The organism is Novosphingobium sp. PP1Y, assembly GCF_000253255.1.
In the GTDB taxonomy this organism is placed as follows: domain Bacteria; phylum Pseudomonadota; class Alphaproteobacteria; order Sphingomonadales; family Sphingomonadaceae; genus Novosphingobium.
Genome location: NC_015583.1, coordinates 486088 through 508094, shown reverse-complemented (window position 1 = coordinate 508094; position 22007 = coordinate 486088). Strand labels below are relative to the sequence as shown.

Here is a 22007-nt window from a genome sequence, read left to right as displayed (position 1 = left end):
TTCTTCCTTCAGGTTGCTCCCGTAGCTCGGCGCGGCATCGGAAGGGAGGCGGTCCGATGCCGCAAAAGCTCTTCTCAGATCAGCACAGGCACTCCGCAGCGCGCACCCGTCGCCCATACCGTGGCGTGTCCCAGCTGGATCCCGAGCGCTTCGAGAACGAAATCCAGCAAGGGATCGGCGGTATTTCCGACAAGACCGCTCAGCGGCGTCGTGATCGCGCCCAGCAAGGTCTGGCGCAGTGTATCCTCGCTGCCCTGACAGACGATGGGCAGGCACAGTCCAAGCAGCTCGATCTGCAGGCCATCCGGCGCCATCAGGCCGTCGACAAGCGAACTGATGAGCGGCCCGACCTGTGCCCCGTTCCCAACGCTTGCAGGAGAGCCTGGACTGTCGGGGGAGCCGATCGTCCCATTGCCGCCGGGCCCGAACGTGAGCGTGGAGCTTTTGCCGAACACAGGCTGGGCAACGGCGCGCGCGTCTACAGTCACGAGGTTGAGGACATTCAGGAGCCGCACCTGGCTGATGTCGTCAGCCGTAATGGGCGGGACCGGACGGGTGAGGGCATTGGCCGGTGCCTTGCCGATATAGGCATTCACCAGACCCGAACTCGCGGTGACATTGACCCGGGTGTCGCGGCCTTGCTCCGCCGTGTCTGTGCATTCAATCTGGGAAATCTCGGCATGTGCAGCGGCGACATCAATAAGGACCGGCACGGACTCGCTGATCGGAAAGCCGAGTAGATTGATATCGCCCAGCCCGAGCAGGATCTGGAGCCGCAGTAGCGAAGTCCCGACGCTCGTTTCGCCGGCGGGGCCGAATGAGAAGCGAGGACGGTCGGCAGGGCCCGTTGCGATCGCGCCGATCTTCACGATGCTGCCGGGCACGGCCAGGCTTACCGCGTCGGACAGGTCGATGACGCCGGGACCGGCCTGAATGGCGAAGGTAACGAGCTGGTAGGCATTGATCCCGGCACGCAGCGAGGGCGGCGAATCCGCATGACCTACCGGCATGTTCTTCCAGACGCCGAGCCCAAACAGGTCCGAGAGCGGCACCTGGTAGCTGTTCGTCACTTGCGAGCCCAGCGAATGCAGGCCGAGTTTCGCCGCGATATTCGACGTGGCATCGGCTGCGGACATGACGATGTCTTTGATACCGTAAGTCCCGGCCACGAGATCGCCGTAAGTGCCGGTGCTGCCGCTACGCTTGGCCAGTGCATCGAAAAACAAGCCCGCGTCAACATTGGCCCCCATCATGCCTTCGATGTCGGACTGGTTGAGCCGCAGCTTGATGCCGAGCAGGGCACCGAGCAGATCGTTGACGACGTTCACCAGCGGATTGGTCACAGTGAGCAATCCAGAAGTGATACCGATTCCGGCTTCGTCGATCCGGGCCGCTGAAGCGGTCACTTCCATATCGGGAATGACGGCCTCGTCGAAAACGCCGGTGAGGAAGCGCCGGCTGGCCCTTTTCGTGTGAAGCCGCACCGCATTGGCGACGCCATTGCCGGGGCATCGCGTGAACGAAGGGTCGAAACGTTGGTTCGGATCGACCGATACGTCAGGACAGTATCGTCCGACTTCGACCGATTGCAGGACGTCGCCGTCATAGCCATTGCGGGTGAGGTAATCGCGCGCGCGTTCCTCGGCATTGCCGGGGTTCATGGAAGCGGCAAGGGCCGCCGCTTCGGTGGCTGCGCGCAAGTCGCGTTCACCGACGTAGTACAGCGCGACATCCAACGCGAGGCCGGCGGCTGCCAGAAGCGATACACCAAGTACCGCCAGCATCGGTCCGACAACGCCGTCGCGCGCTTCGGGCAAGGAGGCAACCGGCCGCAGCTTCACAGCATCGCCTCGACCTTGACAGTAGCAAGGGCGACAAGTCGGTTCACCTCGTCGGCTACCGCACGCCGGATCCGGCTGCGCACAGTCTCGTCCCCGATCGTCTCGAACAGGTATTTGGCCTCGCGCGCGTGATCGGCGAGGGTAAGCGCCAGCAACAGGTTGTTGCGTATCACCGTATCGTCTGGCGCGAGATCGTGGGCCGCCCGCAGGTTCTCAAGCGCGGCTTCGAACTGACCCGACTGCAGGCGCGCATATCCGAGCGCGTTGCTGGTGAGTGGATCGGCGGGCTTGAGCAGCAGAGCCTGTTCATATTGCGCGATGGCATCGGGCCAGTGCTTCTCAGCAGCGAAGACGTGGCCGCGGACTTGTTGCACTTCACCGCTGCGATCGTCGGTTGGAAGCTTTCCGGCTTCAGCGCTGGCTTCGCCGGTCTGGCCCAGGTCGAGCAGGCAGTTCACCCGCAGGATCCGGGCTTCGAGATCGTCGGGGTGACGCCGGTCGAAATCGTCGAGATAGGCGAGGGCCGCTCGCGGTCGTCCGTCACTGCGGGCCTGACGGATCAACATGAGGTAGAGGGATTTCGTCGAGCCGGCCTCCTGCACGTCCGTGGCGCGGGCCTGGGCGGGCGCTGCACGAAGGGTCGGGGCGAGAACGGCCAGCGCGACGGCAAGAGAGATCCTGGCAGGAAGCAGGTTGCTCATGGCGCGGTACTCCGCAAGGTGTCGAAGATGGCAACGACCGGAGGGGCAGCCAGCACGATGAACAGTGCAGGCATGAAAAAGACGAGCATGAGGATGACCATGCGTACGGTGATCGTTCCGATTGCCTCGCGCGCGCGCGTGACGCGGCGCTGTGAGAACTCGATGATGAACTCGCGTAGGGCCGGGACCAGTTCCATACCCTGGAACAGCGATTGCCGGAACAGGGCCGCCAGTTCGCGCGCTCCCGCGACCGACACCCGCGCGGCCCAGCGATCGAGGGCGTTCTGGTAATCCTGTCCGCGATCAAGGTCATCGACCAGCATGGCCAGCAGGCGTGCGTGATGGGGGACGGCTACCTGCTCATCGCGCGCAATGGCGCGGAAGCACTGGTCCAGCGAGATGCCGCTTTCGAGCATCATCAGCATGAGATCGAGCAGGAATGGAAATTCCGCGGTCAATGTCCGCTCACGATCCGTAGCCCGCATTTGCAGGATGTACTTGGCGCCGATGTAGGTCAGACCGGGAAGCGCAAAGAGGGGAAAGACGTGGGCGAACGGGTTGCCGGCAGCAATCAATCCGTAAAGCATCACGGCCAGCGCCATGCCTGCGGTGGCCGCCAGCCTGAGCCACAGGAACGTCACCAGCGCGCCGCTGCCGAACATCCCGGCGCTGCGAAGCTTCTTTTCGATTTCCTCACGGTCGCGTCCTCTGGCCATGAAGAGCCGGGGCAGTCGCAGCGAAGTCTGGCCCGGCTGTCCGGGGCGTTGGGGACGACCCGACAGGCGCGCGCGCAGTCGGTTGTCTGCCAGTAGCATGCGCGCTCCGCAGCCTGCGAAAGCGACGCTTGCGGCGGCCAGAACGAAAAGCAGAATTGCACTTGCCTGGACCATCAGAAGTCGAGCCTCATTGTCCTGCGCATCACGAAGATGCCGAGGAACTCGAGCACCAGAGCGACGAGGACCATTGTGTGGCCGCGGGCGTCCTGCACGAAGAAGTCGATGTAGGATGGGTTCATCGCCACGAGCAGCGCCATGGCGATCAGGGGCATGGCGATCAGTACGCGGGAAGAGACCTTCGCCTCGGAAGTTGCCGCGAGCAGTTCACGCTTGATCCGGAGGCGTTCGCGCAAGATGTTCGAGAGGTTGCGCAAGGCGGAAGTGATCGAACCGCCGTAACGCAGGTTGGTCTTGATCGCGGCGGCGAGCATTGAAATTTCGGCGACCCGGAGCCGGTCTGCAAGCTGTTGCATCGTCTCTCCGACCGGCGCCCCCATCTCGAGCTTGCGCGCCGTCTGGCTGAAATAGCTCTGGACTACGTCCGGCGCCTCGGCGAGCGCGCGCTCAAGGGCTTGGGAAAGCGAGTTGCCGACGGCCTGCAACTGGCGGATGCCATCGATGTAATGGGGCAGGGCTTCGGTCAGGGCATCGATGCGCTTGCGCGCCCGGCCGCTGACCCAGGCATGAGCGAGGAATGGCACGCCGATCAGCAGGAGCAGGGTCACCGCAGGACCGAAGAGCGCAAGGGTGCCGAGCCCGGTGAGGAGTGCGAGAACGCCGATCGTGCGGATGGTGCTAGCCGTCACTTCGAGCTGGGCCTGAGCCAGTAGCGGTGCGAGCCTTTCAGGCACCGTCAGCGGCGCGGACTGGCGCGGAGAAGGGGTGTTTGCATCAGACAATTGCGCAAGGCGACGATCGATGTCTGCCAGTGAACGCCTGCGCTCGCCGACCAGGTACCAGGCTAGAGCTGCCATGATCAGCAACGCCAGGATAAGGTATGCGGCGCCCTTCACCATGTCTCCGCTCCACGAACCATCGGCGCGTAGTCGCGCAGGCTGGGGCCGTGGTAGGGACGCGGGGAAGTGATCCGAAAATCGCCCATGCCCGACATCGGCGGTGATTCCTCGAAGCGGAACAGCTCGTTGAGCGTGTAGGACTCGCCTTCCACGCCGGTCACTTCCGTTATCGAGGTGATCCGCCGCCGACCATTGCTGAGGCGCTGGATGTTGACGATCACGTGAATGCTGTTGGCGACGAAGCGCCGGATCGCACGCATGTCGTTCTGCAGGCCGGCAAAGCCCATCAGCATTTCGAGCCGTGCAAGCGCATCACGCGGAGAATTGCCGTGAAGCGTGGCCATCGAGCCGTTGTGGCCCGTCGACATGGCCTGCAGCATCTCTACCACTTCGGTCCCGCGCACTTCGCCTAGGATGATGCGGTCGGGCCGCATTCGCAGGGCGTTGCGCATGAGGTCGCGCGCGCTGACCTCGCGATTGCCGTCGACATTGGGAGGGCGCGTCTCGAGCCGGACGACATGTTCCTGGCGCAGCTGAAGTTCTGCCGCATCCTCGATAGTGACGAGACGCTCTCCCTGCCCGATGCAGCCGGACAGGACGTTGAGCAACGTGGATTTGCCCGCACCCGTACCGCCGCAAATGACGAGGTTCAGGCGCGAGCGGACCGCGGCATCGAGGAAATCTGCCATCGGCTGGCTCATCGTCTCGCTGGCGACGCAATCGGCCATCGTCAGCGCCTGCATGCGGAACTTGCGGATCGAGAGCGTGGGGCCATCGAGCGCGATGGGCGGGATGATGATGTTGACGCGCGATCCGTCCGGAAGGCGGGCATCGACATATGGGGTGGCCTCGTCGACGCGGCGGCCGATGGGGCCGACGATGCGCTGGATGATGTTCATCAGGTGCGTATCGTCGCGGAAACGCGTTTCGATGCGTTCCAGCAAGCCCATACGCTCGACATAGATGGTCTGGGCGCCATTTACGATGATGTCGTCGATGGTCCGGTCGCGCAGGAGGGGGGCAAGGGGCCCCAGACCGACCAGTTCGTCTTCGACGTCCTCGATCAGCAGCAGGCGTTCCGCGCTGTTGAGCGCGAGTTGACCACGCCGGCTGCGGCTGTTGATGACCTGCTCGATCTCCGAGCGCAGGGCGCGCTGTTCGAGCCCTTCGGCGGTGTTGCCTTGCGCTTCGAGATGCTCGATGACTTGTTGGCAGGTAAGCGCCTTGACCGCCTGGTAGGTGTCGCTCATCCGCTTCGAGGACGGTTGTGTGATCGCGCTTCGCATTGGCGACTGGGGCGCCGCTTCGCTGACGGTATCGGTGGTCAGCAGGCTCATACGGCACGCTCCAGCGAGCGCAGGACGGATCGCCGCAGCTTGTCAAAGCGGGCGACCGTGCCGCGTGGCTGCTCCGAGATGTTGCAAACGCGGCGGATAGCCTGGATGTAGGAAGCATTGCCCCTGCCCAGATAGAGGGGCCGCCCCGCGTTGAGGGCGTTGTAGTAGTCGATCCTGTCGAAGGGCACGCCCATCAGCGCTTCGATGCCCATGACGTCGGCCATGCGGCGACCGTCGAGCAGGATTGCCGGATCGTGGCCCCATACAAGCAGGCGCATGCGGGCCAGACTTGCCGTGTCCGGTGCGACCCGATCGAGCAAGCGGCGGCAGGAATCCAGTTCGCGAATGGACTGGCTGCACACGATTTCGATGGCCTGCGCCTGGGATGCCAGTTCACGCAGGAGGCCACCATTGCGAAGATCTCCCGAACACAGGACGATGTTGCGGCAACTCGCGCGCAGCAACTGGATCAGGCCGATCACGTCATTGGGAGATAGGCCCACGGGTTCGGCACCGGTGCCGCCATCGAAAGTGAGCAGGGACAATCCGCTCGGCTCATGGCGCGCCAGGGCGTCGGCCAGGAGGCTTGCGTCCATCCTGTCGATATCGGTGACTGCGGCGGCAAGGCCGTAATCCACCTTGATGTCGAGGTAAGCTTCGGCAGTGCTCGAGGGCAGTGTGCAATCGACAAGCAAGGTCGGTGTCTGCGTCGTGCTGTAGGCAAGGGCCATGTCCGTGGCGGCCACGGCAGCCGCTTCACGGTCGGCGCCCAGTACGAGCGTGAGGCGGCCCGGACGGCCCTGGGTCGAGATCACCGAGTTGAGAATGCGCGAGAGAACGCCGGCAATGGCGGATCCTTCAGCGTTGCGGGCTATGACGTCGGCTGCGCCCGCCCGGATCGCTGAGAGGACCTGCTCGGTTTCAAGTTCATCGGTGGCCAGAACGATGGCGCGGCCCGGCGCGCTGTCCGACACCGCGGCAATCGTCGAGCCCAGCGAGCGCTCTGTCGCGATCGCTGCATGGTCGATAACGACGATCCCGGGCTCGCCCAGGTCCACCAGTTCAAGCGACTGGACCATTTCGACGGTAACCCGTTCCCCCAATGCCTCGGTCAGGCGCTGGGCAAGGGTACGGTCGACCGATAGAAGATGGATTTTGCCCATATCAGCGTCTCACCACTCCGAATTCGGCTATCGCCTGTTCAACACCGTCGTTGCCGAGGATCATCTTGCCCATCGAAGGATCGACCTGACCGGAAGCGCCGGGCAGGGGAGGGACATCCTGTGGGCTCACCGGATCGACGAGCCTGGGGGTGGCGACGATGATCAGTTCCTGGCGTTCCTTCTGGCTTTCCTGGCGCTTGAAGAAAGCGCCGAGGACGGGGATGTCGCCGAGGAAAGGCACCTTGTCCTTCGAGACCGAGCTGCTGCTGTAATTCAGGCCGGCAATAACGAAGCTCTGGCCGCTGCCGAGTTCCACCGTGGTTTCAGCCGAACGCCGCCGTATGCCGGGAACCACGTAGCCCTGGAGCTGAACGCCGTTGTTGTAATCCAGTTCGCTCACCTCGGGCGCAAGCTTGAGGATGATGTGCTCTTTGGAAAGGACGTAGGGCGTCACTGAAAGGCGAACGCCAAATTCCTTGTACTGGATCGAGATAGTGTTGCCGTTCCCGCTCGTAGTCTGGGGAACGGGGACCGGAAATTCGCCGCCCGCCAGGAAGCTGGCTTCTTCGCCGGAGCGGGCCATCAGGGTCGGTTGGGCGAGAAGTTGGGAGAGGCCGTTCGACGAAAGCGCGCTCAGCACCGAACTGATGCCGCGCTTGGGCGATGCGAGGAAGAGGTTGAAGGCATTCTGGATCGGCGCGGAGGCATCGATGGAGAGACCCGATGAGCCCAGGCTTGCGCTGTTGAGACTGCTTGGCGTGATAAGCGCACCCTGCAGTCCTCCCGAAAGCTTGGAGAAGCTGAAGCCGAGCGCCCGAAGCGTTGAGGTGGAAACTGCCGCGAATTGTACGTCGACCGCCACGACTTTCTCACCGGCCACGAGCGTCCTGGCCGTCCCGTCGCTGGAAGTGAAGCGGGCCGTGGAAGGATTGCGGACCTCTATCGTCGTGCGGCCCATGAGCTTGCCTTCGCCCGAGAAGACCGAAACTGTCGCGTCACCTTGCGCAAGGCCGGTCACCCGCAAGGTGCGGTCCGTCGGTGCGGCGATCGCGACGATGTTTTCCTTGTCCACTTCCACCCGGCCTATCGAACGCGGGAAGGACAATGTCCGGTCGGCGTTGATCGCGACGACTTCGGGGCTTTGCGCCCATGCCACGGTTGGTGCGGCGATGAGCGGCAGGCTAGCGCCCAGCAGGCTAGATGCGATCAGGGTTTTCAACGCGATCCGCTCCCGGAATAGATGACTTCCTTGTTCCCGCCGACGACCAGCTCGATGGCGTGCGGCTGGGGTTTGGCCACGGCGCGCGGGCGCGGAGCCGGGGCGGGTGCCGCCAGGTTCCTGACTACAGGTGCGCGCGCCGGTTGTGTGCTGGGAGCCGATGATACCGCTCGCGCCAGTTCGATCTGGGCTTCATCATCGGGATTGCGCAGCGACAGGGTAAGAGAGCCGGTGCTCCTGGCCAGGGTAAGCGCCGAGACCTGTTCGGGGCTCAGTGCAAGCGTGACGTTGCGTGCAGGCGGTGGCGGCGAGGAGACTTGTGCCTCGACGCCCGAAGGCTGCCTCGTGCCCACGATCGTTTCCCCTACCGCGAGGACCTGGACCATCTGCAACAGGGTTTCGGCTTCGCTGCGACCGCTGCCTCGTGCACCGCTGATGGCATCGGATCCGGGGTAGACAACCTGAACATCGACACGGTCCCCCGGGCGGACGAGGCCGGCGACGGCAATCTCCGCAGTCGTTTCGATGCTGACCGCGCGCATGCCGCGGGGAACGCGGATTGCAAGCTTGGTTTCCTGGCCGAGAGCAGCGCGGGGTATCAGGGTATTGGCGCGGATGTCGCGCGTGGCCACCTTTCCGACGACTTCGCTGGGAACGGCGACGTTGGGATGGTCGGCAGGATCCGCGGTTGCGCTGCGAAACATGCTGGCATCGATGGTCTCGCCTGTCAGAATGTTCCGCGTCGATGCAGCCAGGACAAGCTTGGGCTCTATGCGGCTTTGCAGTGCTGTTTGCGCCATTGTCGCGGTAACTGGTGTTGCCGCATCCCCCAGTTGTCGGAAACCCAGAAAGGCGAAAGTCCCGGCAGTCATCAGCCCTATGCCGATCGTCAGCTTCGCTTTCGTGCCCAGGCGCATGCCATTTTCCCCAGAACCTTGCGCTTACGCAATTTGATCCTGCCCCCGGTTACCCAACGTTTTGCGTATTGAAGCCGTGCAAAGGGGGGCGTTGCGTATTCATGATAGCGCGTCGTATCTGCGAGCGGGCATGGAGAAAAACCCGAAGCGACTTCTTTGGGACAGGTTTGACGTATTATCGCAAAAGCAGCGGATAAGGCGCTCTGTGTTGCCTTGTACCATAAATCGCACACAATCTCGCCGTGCCGGGTTTCGATGTTTAATAACTAAACAGCATATTAACGTTCGATCCGGTTCTTTCATGCTAACCTTACTCCGCGATGCGGCGTAAAAAACTTGCGACATCCGCGCGGTTTGGACAATTCGAATTGCGCAACGATCTGGATTAAGCCAATTTATGCGAAGGAGCGTTCGCTTTTGGCTGCAGTTCGTTGGCGACCATTTCTCCGAGAATGGTAATAACGATTGCATGGCGGTCAGGTATCGGGAATCGACTTCTGCGGGGCCAGGGCTGATGCCCAAGTCGTGCAAGAGAAAATCAGGCAAAGGCGGGGCACTGCCCCGGAATGGAAAGTGTGTCGCACCCCATGCAATTTACCGTAGCAAGAGGATCTGGCCATGAGCAGGTCGCACAGCACTATGCTCGAGACTGATTCCGGTCATGGCGACTGGCCCCGCAAGGTGCTCCACGCAGTGCCGGCGGGGCAGGATACCGCTACTGCGGCCACGGCGACCGAAGAGCCGTTGGAGAATGATCCGCTCTTGAGCAACGCAAGGCGAAGCATTTCTGCCGATCGCTCTTCGCAGTTGCTTGTCGCAGGCCTTGCTATCTGCGCCCTGGTCTTGGGCCTGACTACGCTTGCTGCGCCAGCCTCGGCAATACCGGGCGCGGGTATTGCAGGAGCCATCAGCCTGCTACGTGGAAGGGGGGTTGCGCTCATCGGAGCAGGGGCGATGTTGATTGCTTTGCCTTTGCTCTCCTCGTGGGAAGCCGGGCCGGGTTTCTGGGTCTTGTTTCTGTTCATGCTGTGCGCCGGACTGTTACCGGCGCGCTTCGCTCCCGTTCTGCTCCGGATCCCCGGAAGAGTTTGGATCTTCGCTGCGACCGTGTGCACCGTCTGCTTTTCGTTGAATTTACTCTTGCCAGGCATTGCGGGCGTGACAGCGATGCTGGTCGGCGCGTTTTGCGCGGCATTCATCGGAGCAGGCCTGGCGCGTCACCTGGCGATGCTCGATGCACGTGTACTGGCTTGGGGTGAGGACGGCCTCATGGTGGTCACGCGAGACCTTTTGTTGGGCCGCATTACAAGCGGGATGCTGCATGACCTCTCGCAGCCGCTCAATGTAATTTCGATGGCCAATGGCAACCTGAGCTATATCGTCGAACATCTCGATATTGCCGATCCCGAGCGGACCCAATTGCTTGAGCGTATTCGCCGCATATCCGATCATACCGAAGGCACTGCCGCCATTCTCAACCTGTTCCGGTGGTTCGGGCGTGAGGGAAATCCCGCGCAGGGACAGCTAAACGTGCGCAGCGCTTTGGAACGGGCCGTCGCCGGAACGAAATCCAACGTCTACCATCACGATGTACAGGTCACGCTGAGGGGCAATGCGCTGGATCACTTGGTCCCGGGGCAGCACCACGCGTTGGAAATCATGGCGGTGGCAGCCCTGCTCAGCGCATTTGGGGCATTCGGGAAGGCGGGGGGAGAGCGCAAGTCCGGCGCGGTCGTCCTGAGCGCGGAAATGAGCCCTGCACACGTCATCATCCGGGTGCAGTGTGTCGACGAGGCTGGAATGTCCTTGGCGAAGAAATCGCTGGACCACGCCACATTGTGGCTTGTCGAGCAAATTGCCTTCGAGATTAACGGCGATTTCAGATGCCTGGGGAGGGGCCGGGATACGACTCAGTATCTAATCCGGCTCGCTCGCGACGATATCTGACCCGGCGATGAGGGGGAGTCGGATCTCAATTCTGGCGCCGCCGACCTCGCGCGGTGACAGCTCTATCTTGCCCCCTGCCTTGGCGACGAATTGCTCACAGATGTAGAGGCCAAGACCCGTACCGCTTTCCTTGCGAGTTGTGTAAAAGCGTTCGAAGCAACGGCTTGCCTCTCTGCGGAGCAGGCCCGCTCCATTGTCGGCAACTTCGCAAAGTACTTGATCGTCACGGATCTTGGCGCTGATTGCAATCTCTCCTTCGCCTTCCCAACCGGCCTGGCGCCGCTTGCGAATGCTGTCGGCCGCATTTCGCAATACATTGACGAAGAGTTGCTCCACTTCGAGCTGTTCGAGGGCTACCATTGCCGTTTCGTGGGGGATATCGAGCCGCACCTGAATGCTGTCGGATTCAAAGAACGAGTCGAGGAATTCAACGGTGTTTGCAAGCGTCAGGGGCAGGTCGGTGAATTGCGACTCTGCACCGTTTGTCGAGACGTAGGAGAGTGTCCGCTGGACAATGTTCTGGGCTCGGGCAACCTGGTCGGCGATCCTCGCGACAGACTTTTGCATTCGCGATTTCAAGGCGCCGGGAGTGTCCAGCATGAGCCGCAAGTTTTCGTTGGCCATGGCGATCGTGAACAGCGGCTGGCGTATCTCGTGAACGATGGCTGATGTTCGCTCACCAAGGTCGGCAAGCCTGCTCTTCGCAGAGACCGCTTCGATCAGGTGGCGTGGTTCCCTGATGTTCGCCAGAAGGCCCGAAGCCCAGCGCGCGTTCCCGGTATTCTTGCGCAATACGAGTATGAAGCTTGCCAGGCCTTGAGTTGCGAGACGTAATTCGACTGAGGCATGATCGCTTGCCGAATGGGCCTTCAATAACTCGCAGTCGTCCGGATGGATCTGCAGGTGGCTGGATCGATGGGCGGTCTGGGCCGACGCATTAAGAAATGAAAGCCGTGCACTTTCGGGATGAAAACTGACGTCACGGATAGGCATGAGGCCGATGCTGGCTTGCAAGTCATTGAAAATTTGCTTGAGTTCGTCGCGTTCTGCGCGAAGGGCTTCGATCTCGAAGTGCTGATTCCGATTGCTGTCGCAGTTCACGATCACATCCCCTCTTCGGGGTAGAACGCGTGCACATTGCCTTCACGATAATCGTGAACTTCCAGCCAGTTCATTCCTCTGCCCTCATTTTCGTCCATTGATGTCGCCATTTCTCAAGCGAACTTCAGGTGATTGAGTGATGGATGGAGGTATAGGCGGCTATGAGCACTTGTGAACATAAACTGCTGCTAGCCAATTGTTCGCATGGCATCCAGCTTTTCTCTGAGGAGTTCGATAAGCGCACGCGGTTCGACCGGTTTCGTCAGGATGGAATGCTTGGGCAGATGCGAGGCCTGATTGAGGCGCATGGGGTCACCCGAGATGAAGATGTACGCGAAATTGCGGGCCTTGAGTCGCGGATGCGTACGAATTCTGTCGCAGATGTCGAAACCGGATTCCTTTCCCAGCCGAACGTCGCAGGCGATAACGCGGATCTGCGGCGCGTTCTCGAGCGCGCCGATGGCTCCGTCCAAAGAATGCGCGCCCGTGGCTGAAATTTCTCGCAAGGATAGGAGAGTGAGCAATTCCTCCACGATCTCTGCCACGTCGTCTATCACGAGTACCGTCGGTGTTGTCCGTTCCATCGACCCCAGGAAATCCTGCTCCGCTGCTTGCTCCGAAATGGGATTCAAGCTTGCCCTGAAAAGCACCACAGGTCAGTCCTTGGAACGCCCATGCGACAAAGATTTAATCTTGAAGCTGGGGTCGACATTGCCAGTGCATGCATTCTCGAACCACCTCCATAGCCCATTCAAGTTGGGGAAAGACGGCCGAAGCTCTGGGGAATGCGCGAGTTTGCAGATCCTCTTCCAGTATCTGCGTTAGCGCGTGGTTTTTGAGGTTTTGCGAGCCATGCGCGTCTTGTGCTTGCGCGGCCCTGCAGGGGCCCTGCGATCCATTGGACGTTTTCTTCCCTTGCGAGTTTCATGTGCCAGGGCGTTTCGACGCCATCGATGACGAGGGTGTTGGAGAGGGTTCGGGCGAGGCCGATGAGGTGGCTGATGCGGTTTCGGTTTCGCTCGCACTGGTAGGCGGTGTGCAGGAAGATGCTGTCGAGCTTGACGATGTCGGGCTGGATCATGAGCAATTGGCGGGTAGAGGCGAAGCCCGATCCGAAGCCGGCGATGCAGATGCGGGCGCCCAGCGCGCGCATCTGGCCGACCAGGGCCTGGACTTCGGCGAAGCCGGTCATTGGCGCTGTCTCGTGGATTTCCAGGACGAGGCGCGCGGCAAGGCCCTTGTCGGCGCGCAGGCGGGCGAGCAGTTCGGTCCATGCCGCATCGCGTCCATGCAGGTGGGGAGACAGGCTCTGGGCCGATATGGCGAAGGAGATGCTGGCGAGCGGGTCAGCCTCGAGTTCGTCGAGCACGCGCGATGCGGCATGCTTGTCGGCGAGATAGGCCAGCCCCAGTCTTTCGAGCGCGGCATAGGCCAGGGTACATTCGAGCTGCTCGCCCTGTTCGCCGGGCAGCGCAGGAGCGCTTCGTAGTGCAGGACGCGGTCGGGTTCCTGCGGCTTGAAGATCGGACGCCAGACGAAGAAGGCTTCCTCGCGCCCGATCCGCTCGAGCAGGGCTGCGGCCTGGACCATGTCTTCGCGGTAGAGGCGGATCTGGGTCTGGGAGGGCAGGAGCGGGCCGTCGCTGGGCATGGTGGCATCGGCAAGACGCAGGCGGGCCTGAGCCTTGCAGGCCTCATGCTCTGCCGCATCGGCTTCGATGCCTGCGTCCAGGGATACGAAGGCGCAGCCGGCGGTGACCGAGAGCAGGACCAGACGGCCGTCGTGGCGCAGCGGATCCATGGCGATGCCGGCGCACAGCTCGTCGATCAGGGTGCGCATGACTTCGGGGCCGATGCGGGTCCGCTTGCAGGCGACCATGATCTCGTTCTCGCCGCTCCGGTCGAGTTCGACCGGGCCGAGGTAGCCGTGCAGGCCGACGAGATAGCGCTGCAGGCTGGCAGCGAAGTGATCCATGGCGGCGGTGACCATGCCTTGTCCGTAAGCCGCGGTGATGGGCTGCGCATTGTTGAGGCGGAAGGCCATATGGCAGGTGCGGGGGGCGATGGTCGGTTGGCTCATGGTGCGATATCCTGCGGCATGAATGGGTCCTCCAGGTGGAGGAGGCAGCCTCGGGTTGGAGATTGGGGCTGCCTCCTCCGCCCCTTCTCCCCCTGGAGGAGCAAGAGAAGGGGGCTGTTGCGCATCCGGCCATGGGGTCGCCGGCTACGCGGGGGGTGACCAAGGGGTTCAGGTGGTCAGTTGCTGCCTCCGAGCAGACCGCCGAGCAGTCCGGTGACAGGGGCGATCGGCGAACTCGTACCGGTATCGGGAGCGCCGTCGGTTCCGCCGGTCAGGCCGCCGGTCAGCGAGCCGACGATGCCGGTAACCGGGGCGAGCAGCCCGCCGCTCTCGCCGCCACCGGAGAGGCCGCCCAGGGTTGAGTCGACCACGCCGGTGACGGGGGCGAGGACACCGCCGTCCGCGCTGCCGCCGGTGAGGGTATCGACGATGCCGGTGACGGGGGCGAGCAGCCCGCCGCTTTCGCTGCCGCCGGAGAGGCCGCCCAGGGCGGAGTCGACCACGCCGGTGACGGGGGCGAGGACACCGCCGTCCGCGCTGCCGCCGGTGAGGGTATCGACGATGCCGGTGACCGGGGCGAGCAGCCCGCCGCTCTCGCCGCCACCGGAGAGGCCGCCCAGGGTCGAGTCGACCACGCCGGTGACAGGCGCCAGCAGGCCACCTTGCTCCCCGCCGTTCAGCAATCCGCCGGTGATTGGCTCGAGCAGGCCGCCGGCGGTATCGCCGACCACGCCGCCCAGCGTCGAATTGACGGTATCGAGCACGGGTGCAGTCAGGCCGTCGACGATGCCGGTGACCGGAGCGAGGACCGGTGCGGCGGTGCCGCTCACCTGGTCGACGAGGCTGCCGACCTGTTCGCCGAGCAGGGCTCCGGTGAGGTTGCCGACCGGGGCGAGGCCGTCGGTGATGCCTTCTGCCGTGGTGGGCAGGCTCACGTCGAGCACGGTATCGCCGGAGAGGACCTCTGCGGTGACCAGTTGGCCCTCGGCCAGGCTGGTTCCGTCGGAGAGCAGGTTGACCCCCGCCAAGGTGTCGGAAGTCGTCGGACCGGTGACGAGATTGTTGCCCAGGTCGAGGCCGAGCAGCGGGCCGTCATACGTGCGCGCCGGCTCGTTGCCGCCGACCGGCAGGCCATCGGTGAGGCCGCCGAGCAGTCCATCGGTGACACCGGTGACCGGCTCGAGCAGTCCGCCATCGCCAAGCAGGGGCGAGGTCAGGCCATTGACGGTATCGAGCAGGGGCGATGCGACCTGGTCGACCGTGGAGGTGAGGCTAGCCACGGTGGGCGAGAGGGCGCCGGTGGTATCGTTGACCAGGTTGCCCACCTGTTCGCCGAGCAGGGCGCCGGCGAGGTTGCCAACCGGAGCCAGGGTATCCTGAACGCCTTCCGCGCTCGTGGGGAGCACGACCTGAACCACTGTGCCGTCCCCGGCCAGTACGTCCACCGCCAGTGTATCCTGCGCATCCGTCGCAGTCGAAGGAAGCAGGTTTACGTCCGCAAGCGTATCCGTCCCGGACGGGCCCACGACTGTCGTGTCATCGACAGTGGCGCCGATCAGCGTGCCCGTGAAGCCCGTGGGTCCAGAAGGACCGCTGGGGTCCGTCGGGCCGGATGGATCGGTGGGCCCGGTAGGACCGCTGGGATCCGTCGGGCCGGATGGATCACTCGGATCTGTCGGACCGGTCGGTCCGCCTGGCTCCGTGGGGCCACCGGGATTGCCAACACCTCCATGGAAGCCAACTCCGCCGGCGCAGGCGCCGAGCAGGAGAAGCGGGAGGGTTGCGGCACTGATCAGAGCTTGCCGCCTCAGTCGGGCGATACGAGTGATGGACATGTGTTTTTCCTCCAGTAAGAACAGGCCATGCGGCGCTGCTCGATCGGAGGATAAGGGCCGGGAAATGCCTCCGCTCGCCTAGATGAAGTCATGTTGAGGTGCATCTGGCATGCCTGAATTCAGGCATCGCGAAAGGGGTGCGAAAAATTGCGCAATACGCCCGGGAGAGGGCGGCTGGCGTTCCGCAAGGTGGAAGCACGGACACGCAAAGCGCGCAGGAGTGAGGTCAAATGGCTCGGAATAGCGATGAATTTCGGCAGCTTCCGCTTTGGTTGTAATTTAGCCGGCGACGCCGGCATCAGTATGGGCCGCATGATGATCATGCCGGCGCGCGAACGAATCGCCGCTTGCACGCCATGCCACTTCAGCCGCGCCAATGGCGCCGCCGTAGAGGAATCCTGCCATGGGCCAGTGCGTCTCGCCCAGGTTATGGATCGGCGCATGCCACACTCGCACAAGACTCCAGTCGTTGCCTGCGGAAACATCGAGCATCGCGACATTGCGTTCGATCTGGCCGTGCCTCCGGCCAAGGCGAGATCAGATGGCGTGGCTGACGAGAATGGTCCTGGAATCGATGATCCGCTCGACGAAGGCCGGATGTCCGAGCGGGGCATGACCGTGGCGGTGCAGCACGACGACTGCGCCGGGCCCGCGGTGCATGGCCGCGTGCATAGCGGCCGACTGCCTTTGTCCACCAGGTATAAGCATCTCCCCGCAGGCCGATACCCGAACGGGTACGAGCACAAGGTTCGCATTCCAGGTTGGACATGGCCCTTGCCGGCGATTGCCGGCAAGGGCCTGTCGTGTTGCCTGAGACCGGAACTGAAAAGGCAATGCGCTTATCGCAGCTGTACTGCTTGCCCCGCAGGCTGTGGCAAGAAAACCAGGTTGTCGTCTACGGTCTCTTCGCCGCCGTTAGCGCGTGGTTTTTGAGGTTTTGCGAGCCATGCGCGTCTTGTGCTTGCGCGGCCCTGCAGGGGCCCTGCGATCCATTGGACGTTTTCTTCCCTTGCGAGTTTCATGTGCCAGGGCGTTTCGACGCCATCGATGACGAGGGTGTTGGAGAGGGTTCGGGCGAGGCCGATGAGGTGGCTGATGCGGTTTCGGTTTCGCTCGCACTGGTAGGCGGTGTGCAGGAAGATGCTGTCGAGCTTGACGATGTCGGGCTGGATCATGAGCAATTGGCGGGTAGAGGCGAAGCCCGATCCGAAGCCGGCGATGCAGATGCGGGCGCCCAGCGCGCGCATCTGGCCGACCAGGGCCTGGACTTCGGCGAAGCCGGTCATTGGCGCTGTCTCGTGGATTTCCAGGACGAGGCGCGCGGCAAGGCCCTTGTCGGCGCGCAGGCGGGCGAGCAGTTCGGTCCATGCCGCATCGCGTCCATGCAGGTGGGGAGACAGGCTCTGGGCCGATATGGCGAAGGAGATGCTGGCGAGCGGGTCAGCCTCGAGTTCGTCGAGCACGCGCGATGCGGCATGCTTGTCGGCGAGATAGGCCAGCCCCAGTCTTTCGAGCGCGGCATAGGCCAGGGTACATTCGAGCTGCTCGCCCTGTTCGCCGGGCAGGCGCAGGAGCGCTTCGTAGTGCAGGACGCGGTCGGGTTCCTGCGGCTTGAAGATCGGACGCCAGACGAAGAAGGCTTCCTCGCGCCCGATCCGCTCGAGCAGGGCTGCGGCCTGGACCATGTCTTCGCGGTAGAGGCGGATCTGGGTCTGGGAGGGCAGGAGCGGGCCGTCGCTGGGCATGGTGGCATCGGCAAGACGCAGGCGGGCCTGAGCCTTGCAGGCCTCATGCTCTGCCGCATCGGCTTCGATGCCTGCGTCCAGGGATACGAAGGCGCAGCCGGCGGTGACCGAGAGCAGGACCAGACGGCCGTCGTGGCGCAGCGGATCCATGGCGATGCCGGCGCACAGCTCGTCGATCAGGGTGCGCATGACTTCGGGGCCGATGCGGGTCCGCTTGCAGGCGACCATGATCTCGTTCTCGCCGCTCCGGTCGAGTTCGACCGGGCCGAGGTAGCCGTGCAGGCCGACGAGATAGCGCTGCAGGCTGGCAGCGAAGTGATCCATGGCGGCGGTGACCATGCCTTGTCCGTAAGCCGCGGTGATGGGCTGCGCATTGTTGAGGCGGAAGGCCATATGGCAGGTGCGGGGGGCGATGGTCGGTTGGCTCATGGTGCGATATCCTGCGGCATGAATGGGTCCTCCAGGTGGAGGAGGCAGCCTCGGGTTGGAGATTGGGGCTGCCTCCTCCGCCCCTTCTCCCCCTGGAGGAGCAAGAGAAGGGGGCTGTTGCGCATCCGGCCATGGGGTCGCCGGCTACGCGGGGGGTGACCAAGGGGTTCAGGTGGTCAGTTGCTGCCTCCGAGCAGACCGCCGAGCAGTCCGGTGACAGGGGCGATCGGCGAACTCGTACCGGTATCGGGAGCGCCGTCGGTTCCGCCGGTCAGGCCGCCGGTCAGCGAGCCGACGATGCCGGTAACCGGGGCGAGCAGCCCGCCGCTCTCGCCGCCACCGGAGAGGCCGCCCAGGGTTGAGTCGACCACGCCGGTGACGGGGGCGAGGACACCGCCGTCCGCGCTGCCGCCGGTGAGGGTATCGACGATGCCGGTGACGGGGGCGAGCAGCCCGCCGCTTTCGCTGCCGCCGGAGAGGCCGCCCAGGGCGGAGTCGACCACGCCGGTGACGGGGGCGAGGACACCGCCGTCCGCGCTGCCGCCGGTGAGGGTATCGACGATGCCGGTGACCGGGGCGAGCAGCCCGCCGCTCTCGCCGCCACCGGAGAGGCCGCCCAGGGTCGAGTCGACCACGCCGGTGACAGGCGCCAGCAGGCCACCTTGCTCCCCGCCGTTCAGCAATCCGCCGGTGATTGGCTCGAGCAGGCCGCCGGCGGTATCGCCGACCACGCCGCCCAGCGTCGAATTGACGGTATCGAGCACGGGTGCAGTCAGGCCGTCGACGATGCCGGTGACCGGAGCGAGGACCGGTGCGGCGGTGCCGCTCACCTGGTCGACGAGGCTGCCGACCTGTTCGCCGAGCAGGGCTCCGGTGAGGTTGCCGACCGGGGCGAGGCCGTCGGTGATGCCTTCTGCCGTGGTGGGCAGGCTCACGTCGAGCACGGTATCGCCGGAGAGGACCTCTGCGGTGACCAGTTGGCCCTCGGCCAGGCTGGTTCCGTCGGAGAGCAGGTTGACCCCCGCCAAGGTGTCGGAAGTCGTCGGACCGGTGACGAGATTGTTGCCCAGGTCGAGGCCGAGCAGCGGGCCGTCATACGTGCGCGCCGGCTCGTTGCCGCCGACCGGCAGGCCATCGGTGAGGCCGCCGAGCAGTCCATCGGTGACACCGGTGACCGGCTCGAGCAGTCCGCCATCGCCAAGCAGGGGCGAGGTCAGGCCATTGACGGTATCGAGCAGGGGCGATGCGACCTGGTCGACCGTGGAGGTGAGGCTAGCCACGGTGGGCGAGAGGGCGCCGGTGGTATCGTTGACCAGGTTGCCCACCTGTTCGCCGAGCAGGGCGCCGGCGAGGTTGCCAACCGGAGCCAGGGTATCCTGAACGCCTTCCGCGCTCGTGGGGAGCACGACCTGAACCACTGTGCCGTCCCCGGCCAGTACGTCCACCGCCAGTGTATCCTGCGCATCCGTCGCAGTCGAAGGAAGCAGGTTTACGTCCGCAAGCGTATCCGTCCCGGACGGGCCCACGACTGTCGTGTCATCGACAGTGGCGCCGATCAGCGTGCCCGTGAAGCCCGTGGGTCCAGAAGGACCGCTGGGGTCCGTCGGGCCGGATGGATCGGTGGGCCCGGTAGGACCGCTGGGATCCGTCGGGCCGGATGGTCGGTGGGCCCGGAAGGACCGCTGGGGTCCGTCGGGCCGGATGGATCGGTGGGTCCGGAAGGACCGCTGGGATCTGTCGGGCCGGATGGATCGGTGGGTCCGGAAGGACCGCTGGGATCTGTCGGGCCGGATGGATCGGTGGGCCCGGTAGGACCGCTGGGATCCGTCGGGCCGGAAGGGTCGGTGGGCCCGGAAGGACCGCTGGGGTCCGTCGGGCCGGATGGATCGGTGGGTCCGGAAGGACCGCTGGGATCTGTCGGGCCGGATGGATCGGTGGGTCCGGAAGGACCGCTGGAATCTGTCGGGCCGGATGGATCGGTGGGTCCGGAAGGACCGCTGGGATCTGTCGGGCCGGAAGGGTCGGTGGGCCCGGAAGGACCGCTGGGGTCCGTCGGGCCGGATGGATCGGTGGGCCCGGAAGGACCACCGGGATCTGTCGGGCCGGACGGCGAACCGCCGCCCCCAGCACCGACCTTGAAACCGACTCCGTCGGCGCAGGCTCCCAGCAGAAAAAGAGGAATGGTTGTTGCGCAAAGCAGCAGGTGCCTTGCCGAACGGTGCGAATAATTGCCCGGCATGTCTGGCTTCTCCATAAAAGTGTGCCCGAATTCCGCAGGCAGCCTAAGAGCCGGAATGATCGGACGCGCGTTTAGAAGAAACCGCGTCGGTTCAGCGGGATGCTTGTCTTGTACAAGCGGCGCATCTCGTTTCGGGAAGGAGCCTTTCAACCACGCAAAAGTGCCCCGGGCACGCCGGATGTTCATGGAACGAGGGGCAAATCAGCTCAAACTGACGCAATATTGGGCAAAAGCATGCATGCCCCGCGCAATTGGTCGGTTCCTTAAAATATGGCCGATCCGGCTGCAATTGCGGCAAGGCTTGGAACGGGCGCTGCTGTTCGTTCGCACAATGGTAGTACAGACTGCCGGAATCGGGTGTGTGACGGCTTGGCGAACGGACAGGAACCGCTCAGAGCGGCTTGGCCCACGTTAACGTAACCAGAAAAACGATATCCCGGGACTTTCGCCCCGGGATATCGCCAACTCCCCCAGCTTAGGTTATCGCGTAGATGCGGCAGCCAAAGATCGGATCAGCCCCGATCCGGTCCCGGCCCAGTTGTGTCGTTCTCCTTCAGGCGTCGGCTCGGTCGAGCGCTATGGCATGTGACGCAGCCGACCGATCGCGGCTCGCGAGGATCGCTGCGCGGACCCGGTGCAGGAGCTCGTCTATGTCGGTTTCATCCGAAACGACCATGTCGACTGCCAATCCGTCACGGGCCGGTTTGACTTTGCCCACGCGTGAATTGCCGATGATTATGGGCGTCTCGGCATGACCTTTGCGATCGCCGCTTGTCCCTGCCTCCTTCAGGCGTTGGAGCACCGCAGCAGCAGCGATCATGCGTTCTCCGCTTGCAGCGAGTCGTTGCTGTTCCGTTCCGATCTCCCGGGCGGCAACGAGGATCCGCTGGCACTGCTCAGGCCTGCGCAGTAGCGGCGTCAGCACTTCCGAATGCCGTACGCGCAACTCGTCTCGCGTTGCGAAGGCGTCGACCACCTCTTCCGGCATCTGGGCCAAGGCAAGTAGCCGGCTCAGCTGGCTGTTCGAAAGATTGAGCGCAGTTGCCATGCGCGACTGAACCTCCCCCATAAAACCGATCGACCGCATTTTGATAGCTGCGTGCCCGATCCAGCTCGGTGATGTCCTCGCGCTCGCGGTTTTCGATGTCGGCAAGGCGAAACGCTTCCTCGTCGCTGAGATCGACGACGAGGGCGTTGAGGCGTATTTCGGGGCGGCCGTTGTGGTTGAGCCAATCGACCGAAAAGCGCCGGCGACTGCCAACGATCAGTTCGTATGGCGCGTCGCTCCCGGGTGGGTTGCGCCGCACCAGGACTGGAATGCGGTTCCCGTCCTCCTGGGCAATTGATTCGATCAGGGAGCGGCAGTTCTCCGAGGTCAGGCCGGGTTGATCCCTGGGGTTCCCGTCCCAGACGGAACAGTCGTTCGGCCGGATGGTGATTGCGCTGCGGTTCTGCCCGGAATTCTGAACGAAACCGGCCAGCCGTTGATCGAGGCGGGACAGCGCGGCCCCGTCCGCAGGAATCTGGTCGGCAGCGGCAGGCTCGTATGACAGTGTCGTGAGGATGTCTCTTAAGAAGCCTGCCATCAAGCACTCCGCTTTCAACGTCAAAACGTTACCATACAGCCACTCCCCACTGGAGGCCTTGCGCAATCATGTTCAT

General features: G+C 63.7%; 19 protein-coding genes. 1 reads left to right on the top strand and 18 read right to left on the bottom strand.

Annotated features, from left to right (window positions below):
* Nucleotides 1-74 precede the first annotated feature (74 nt).
* From PP1Y_RS03225 to cpaB, 8 genes are read right to left on the bottom strand one after another with little or no spacing between them, the layout of a single operon-like run.
* Nucleotides 75-1841, bottom strand: a complete 1767-nt coding sequence (locus tag PP1Y_RS03225) for a pilus assembly protein TadG-related protein (RefSeq protein ID WP_041558311.1) — start codon at nucleotides 1839-1841, stop codon at nucleotides 75-77.
* Complete coding sequence (locus PP1Y_RS03220; protein ID WP_013836661.1) at nucleotides 1838-2542, bottom strand: tetratricopeptide repeat protein; 705 nt, start codon at nucleotides 2540-2542, stop codon at nucleotides 1838-1840. The genes PP1Y_RS03225 and PP1Y_RS03220 overlap by 4 nt, the downstream gene beginning before the upstream one ends.
* Entirely contained in the window at nucleotides 2539-3432 is an 894-nt protein-coding gene (locus PP1Y_RS03215; protein ID WP_013836660.1) for a type II secretion system F family protein, read from the bottom strand. Before PP1Y_RS03215 ends, PP1Y_RS03220 begins: the two co-directional genes overlap by 4 nt.
* A complete protein-coding gene (locus PP1Y_RS03210) occupies nucleotides 3432-4334 on the bottom strand; it encodes a type II secretion system F family protein (protein WP_041558308.1) in 903 nt (300 codons plus the stop codon). The genes PP1Y_RS03215 and PP1Y_RS03210 overlap by 1 nt, the downstream gene beginning before the upstream one ends.
* Nucleotides 4328-5671 (bottom strand): CpaF family protein, encoded by a 1344-nt coding sequence (locus tag PP1Y_RS03205; RefSeq protein ID WP_013836658.1) that lies wholly within the window; start codon nucleotides 5669-5671, stop codon nucleotides 4328-4330. The genes PP1Y_RS03210 and PP1Y_RS03205 overlap by 7 nt, the downstream gene beginning before the upstream one ends.
* Nucleotides 5668-6834 carry a histidine kinase gene (locus tag PP1Y_RS03200; RefSeq protein WP_013836657.1) on the bottom strand — a complete coding sequence of 389 codons (1167 nt, stop codon included), beginning with the start codon at nucleotides 6832-6834 and terminating at the stop codon, nucleotides 5668-5670. Before PP1Y_RS03200 ends, PP1Y_RS03205 begins: the two co-directional genes overlap by 4 nt.
* A gap of 1 nt (nucleotide 6835) precedes the next feature.
* The gene (locus PP1Y_RS03195; RefSeq protein WP_013836656.1) at nucleotides 6836-8053 is read right to left on the bottom strand and encodes a type II and III secretion system protein family protein; all 1218 of its coding nucleotides are present in this window, start codon (nucleotides 8051-8053) and stop codon (nucleotides 6836-6838) included.
* On the bottom strand, nucleotides 8050-8970 hold the full coding sequence (gene cpaB, locus PP1Y_RS03190) for a Flp pilus assembly protein CpaB (protein ID WP_013836655.1): 921 nt from the start codon (nucleotides 8968-8970) through the stop codon (nucleotides 8050-8052). Before cpaB ends, PP1Y_RS03195 begins: the two co-directional genes overlap by 4 nt.
* 618 nt (nucleotides 8971-9588) lie before the next feature.
* Here cpaB and PP1Y_RS03185 point away from each other — a divergent pair.
* On the top strand, nucleotides 9589-10917 hold the full coding sequence (locus PP1Y_RS03185; RefSeq protein WP_148274807.1) for a hypothetical protein: 1329 nt from the start codon (nucleotides 9589-9591) through the stop codon (nucleotides 10915-10917).
* On the opposite strand, the gene PP1Y_RS03180 is transcribed toward PP1Y_RS03185, so the two are convergent.
* The 10 genes from PP1Y_RS03180 to PP1Y_RS26275 form a co-directional block, all read right to left on the bottom strand.
* Entirely contained in the window at nucleotides 10888-12018 is a 1131-nt protein-coding gene (locus tag PP1Y_RS03180) for a sensor histidine kinase (RefSeq protein WP_148274806.1), read from the bottom strand. The genes PP1Y_RS03185 and PP1Y_RS03180 overlap by 30 nt on opposite strands.
* Nucleotides 12019-12206: 188 nt before the next feature.
* Nucleotides 12207-12671 carry a response regulator gene (locus PP1Y_RS03175; RefSeq protein ID WP_232512333.1) on the bottom strand — a complete coding sequence of 155 codons (465 nt, stop codon included), beginning with the start codon at nucleotides 12669-12671 and terminating at the stop codon, nucleotides 12207-12209.
* A 98-nt stretch (nucleotides 12672-12769) separates the two neighbouring features.
* Nucleotides 12770-13387 carry an EAL domain-containing protein gene (locus PP1Y_RS03170; RefSeq protein WP_013836651.1) on the bottom strand — a complete coding sequence of 206 codons (618 nt, stop codon included), beginning with the start codon at nucleotides 13385-13387 and terminating at the stop codon, nucleotides 12770-12772.
* Nucleotides 13388-14273: 886 nt separating this feature from the next.
* The gene (locus PP1Y_RS03160) at nucleotides 14274-15932 is read right to left on the bottom strand and encodes a hypothetical protein (protein ID WP_013836650.1); all 1659 of its coding nucleotides are present in this window, start codon (nucleotides 15930-15932) and stop codon (nucleotides 14274-14276) included.
* Nucleotides 15933-16211: 279 nt separating this feature from the next.
* The gene (locus PP1Y_RS24560) at nucleotides 16212-16424 is read right to left on the bottom strand and encodes a hypothetical protein (protein ID WP_051009930.1); all 213 of its coding nucleotides are present in this window, start codon (nucleotides 16422-16424) and stop codon (nucleotides 16212-16214) included.
* Nucleotides 16425-16469: 45 nt separating this feature from the next.
* The gene (locus PP1Y_RS26070; protein WP_148274804.1) at nucleotides 16470-16592 is read right to left on the bottom strand and encodes a CHAP domain-containing protein; all 123 of its coding nucleotides are present in this window, start codon (nucleotides 16590-16592) and stop codon (nucleotides 16470-16472) included.
* 179 nt (nucleotides 16593-16771) lie between these two features.
* The gene (locus PP1Y_RS26285) at nucleotides 16772-18106 is read right to left on the bottom strand and encodes an EAL domain-containing protein (protein WP_051009929.1); all 1335 of its coding nucleotides are present in this window, start codon (nucleotides 18104-18106) and stop codon (nucleotides 16772-16774) included.
* 176 nt (nucleotides 18107-18282) lie between these two features.
* The gene (locus PP1Y_RS03145) at nucleotides 18283-19632 is read right to left on the bottom strand and encodes a hypothetical protein (RefSeq protein ID WP_086000000.1); all 1350 of its coding nucleotides are present in this window, start codon (nucleotides 19630-19632) and stop codon (nucleotides 18283-18285) included.
* Between the two features lie 1266 nt (nucleotides 19633-20898).
* Nucleotides 20899-21342: a hypothetical protein gene (locus PP1Y_RS26280; protein ID WP_232512331.1), complete on the bottom strand. Its 444-nt coding sequence runs from the start codon at nucleotides 21340-21342 to the stop codon at nucleotides 20899-20901.
* The gene (locus PP1Y_RS26275; protein ID WP_232512330.1) at nucleotides 21242-21997 is read right to left on the bottom strand and encodes a ParB/RepB/Spo0J family partition protein; all 756 of its coding nucleotides are present in this window, start codon (nucleotides 21995-21997) and stop codon (nucleotides 21242-21244) included. The genes PP1Y_RS26280 and PP1Y_RS26275 overlap by 101 nt, the downstream gene beginning before the upstream one ends.
* Nucleotides 21998-22007 lie beyond the last annotated feature (10 nt).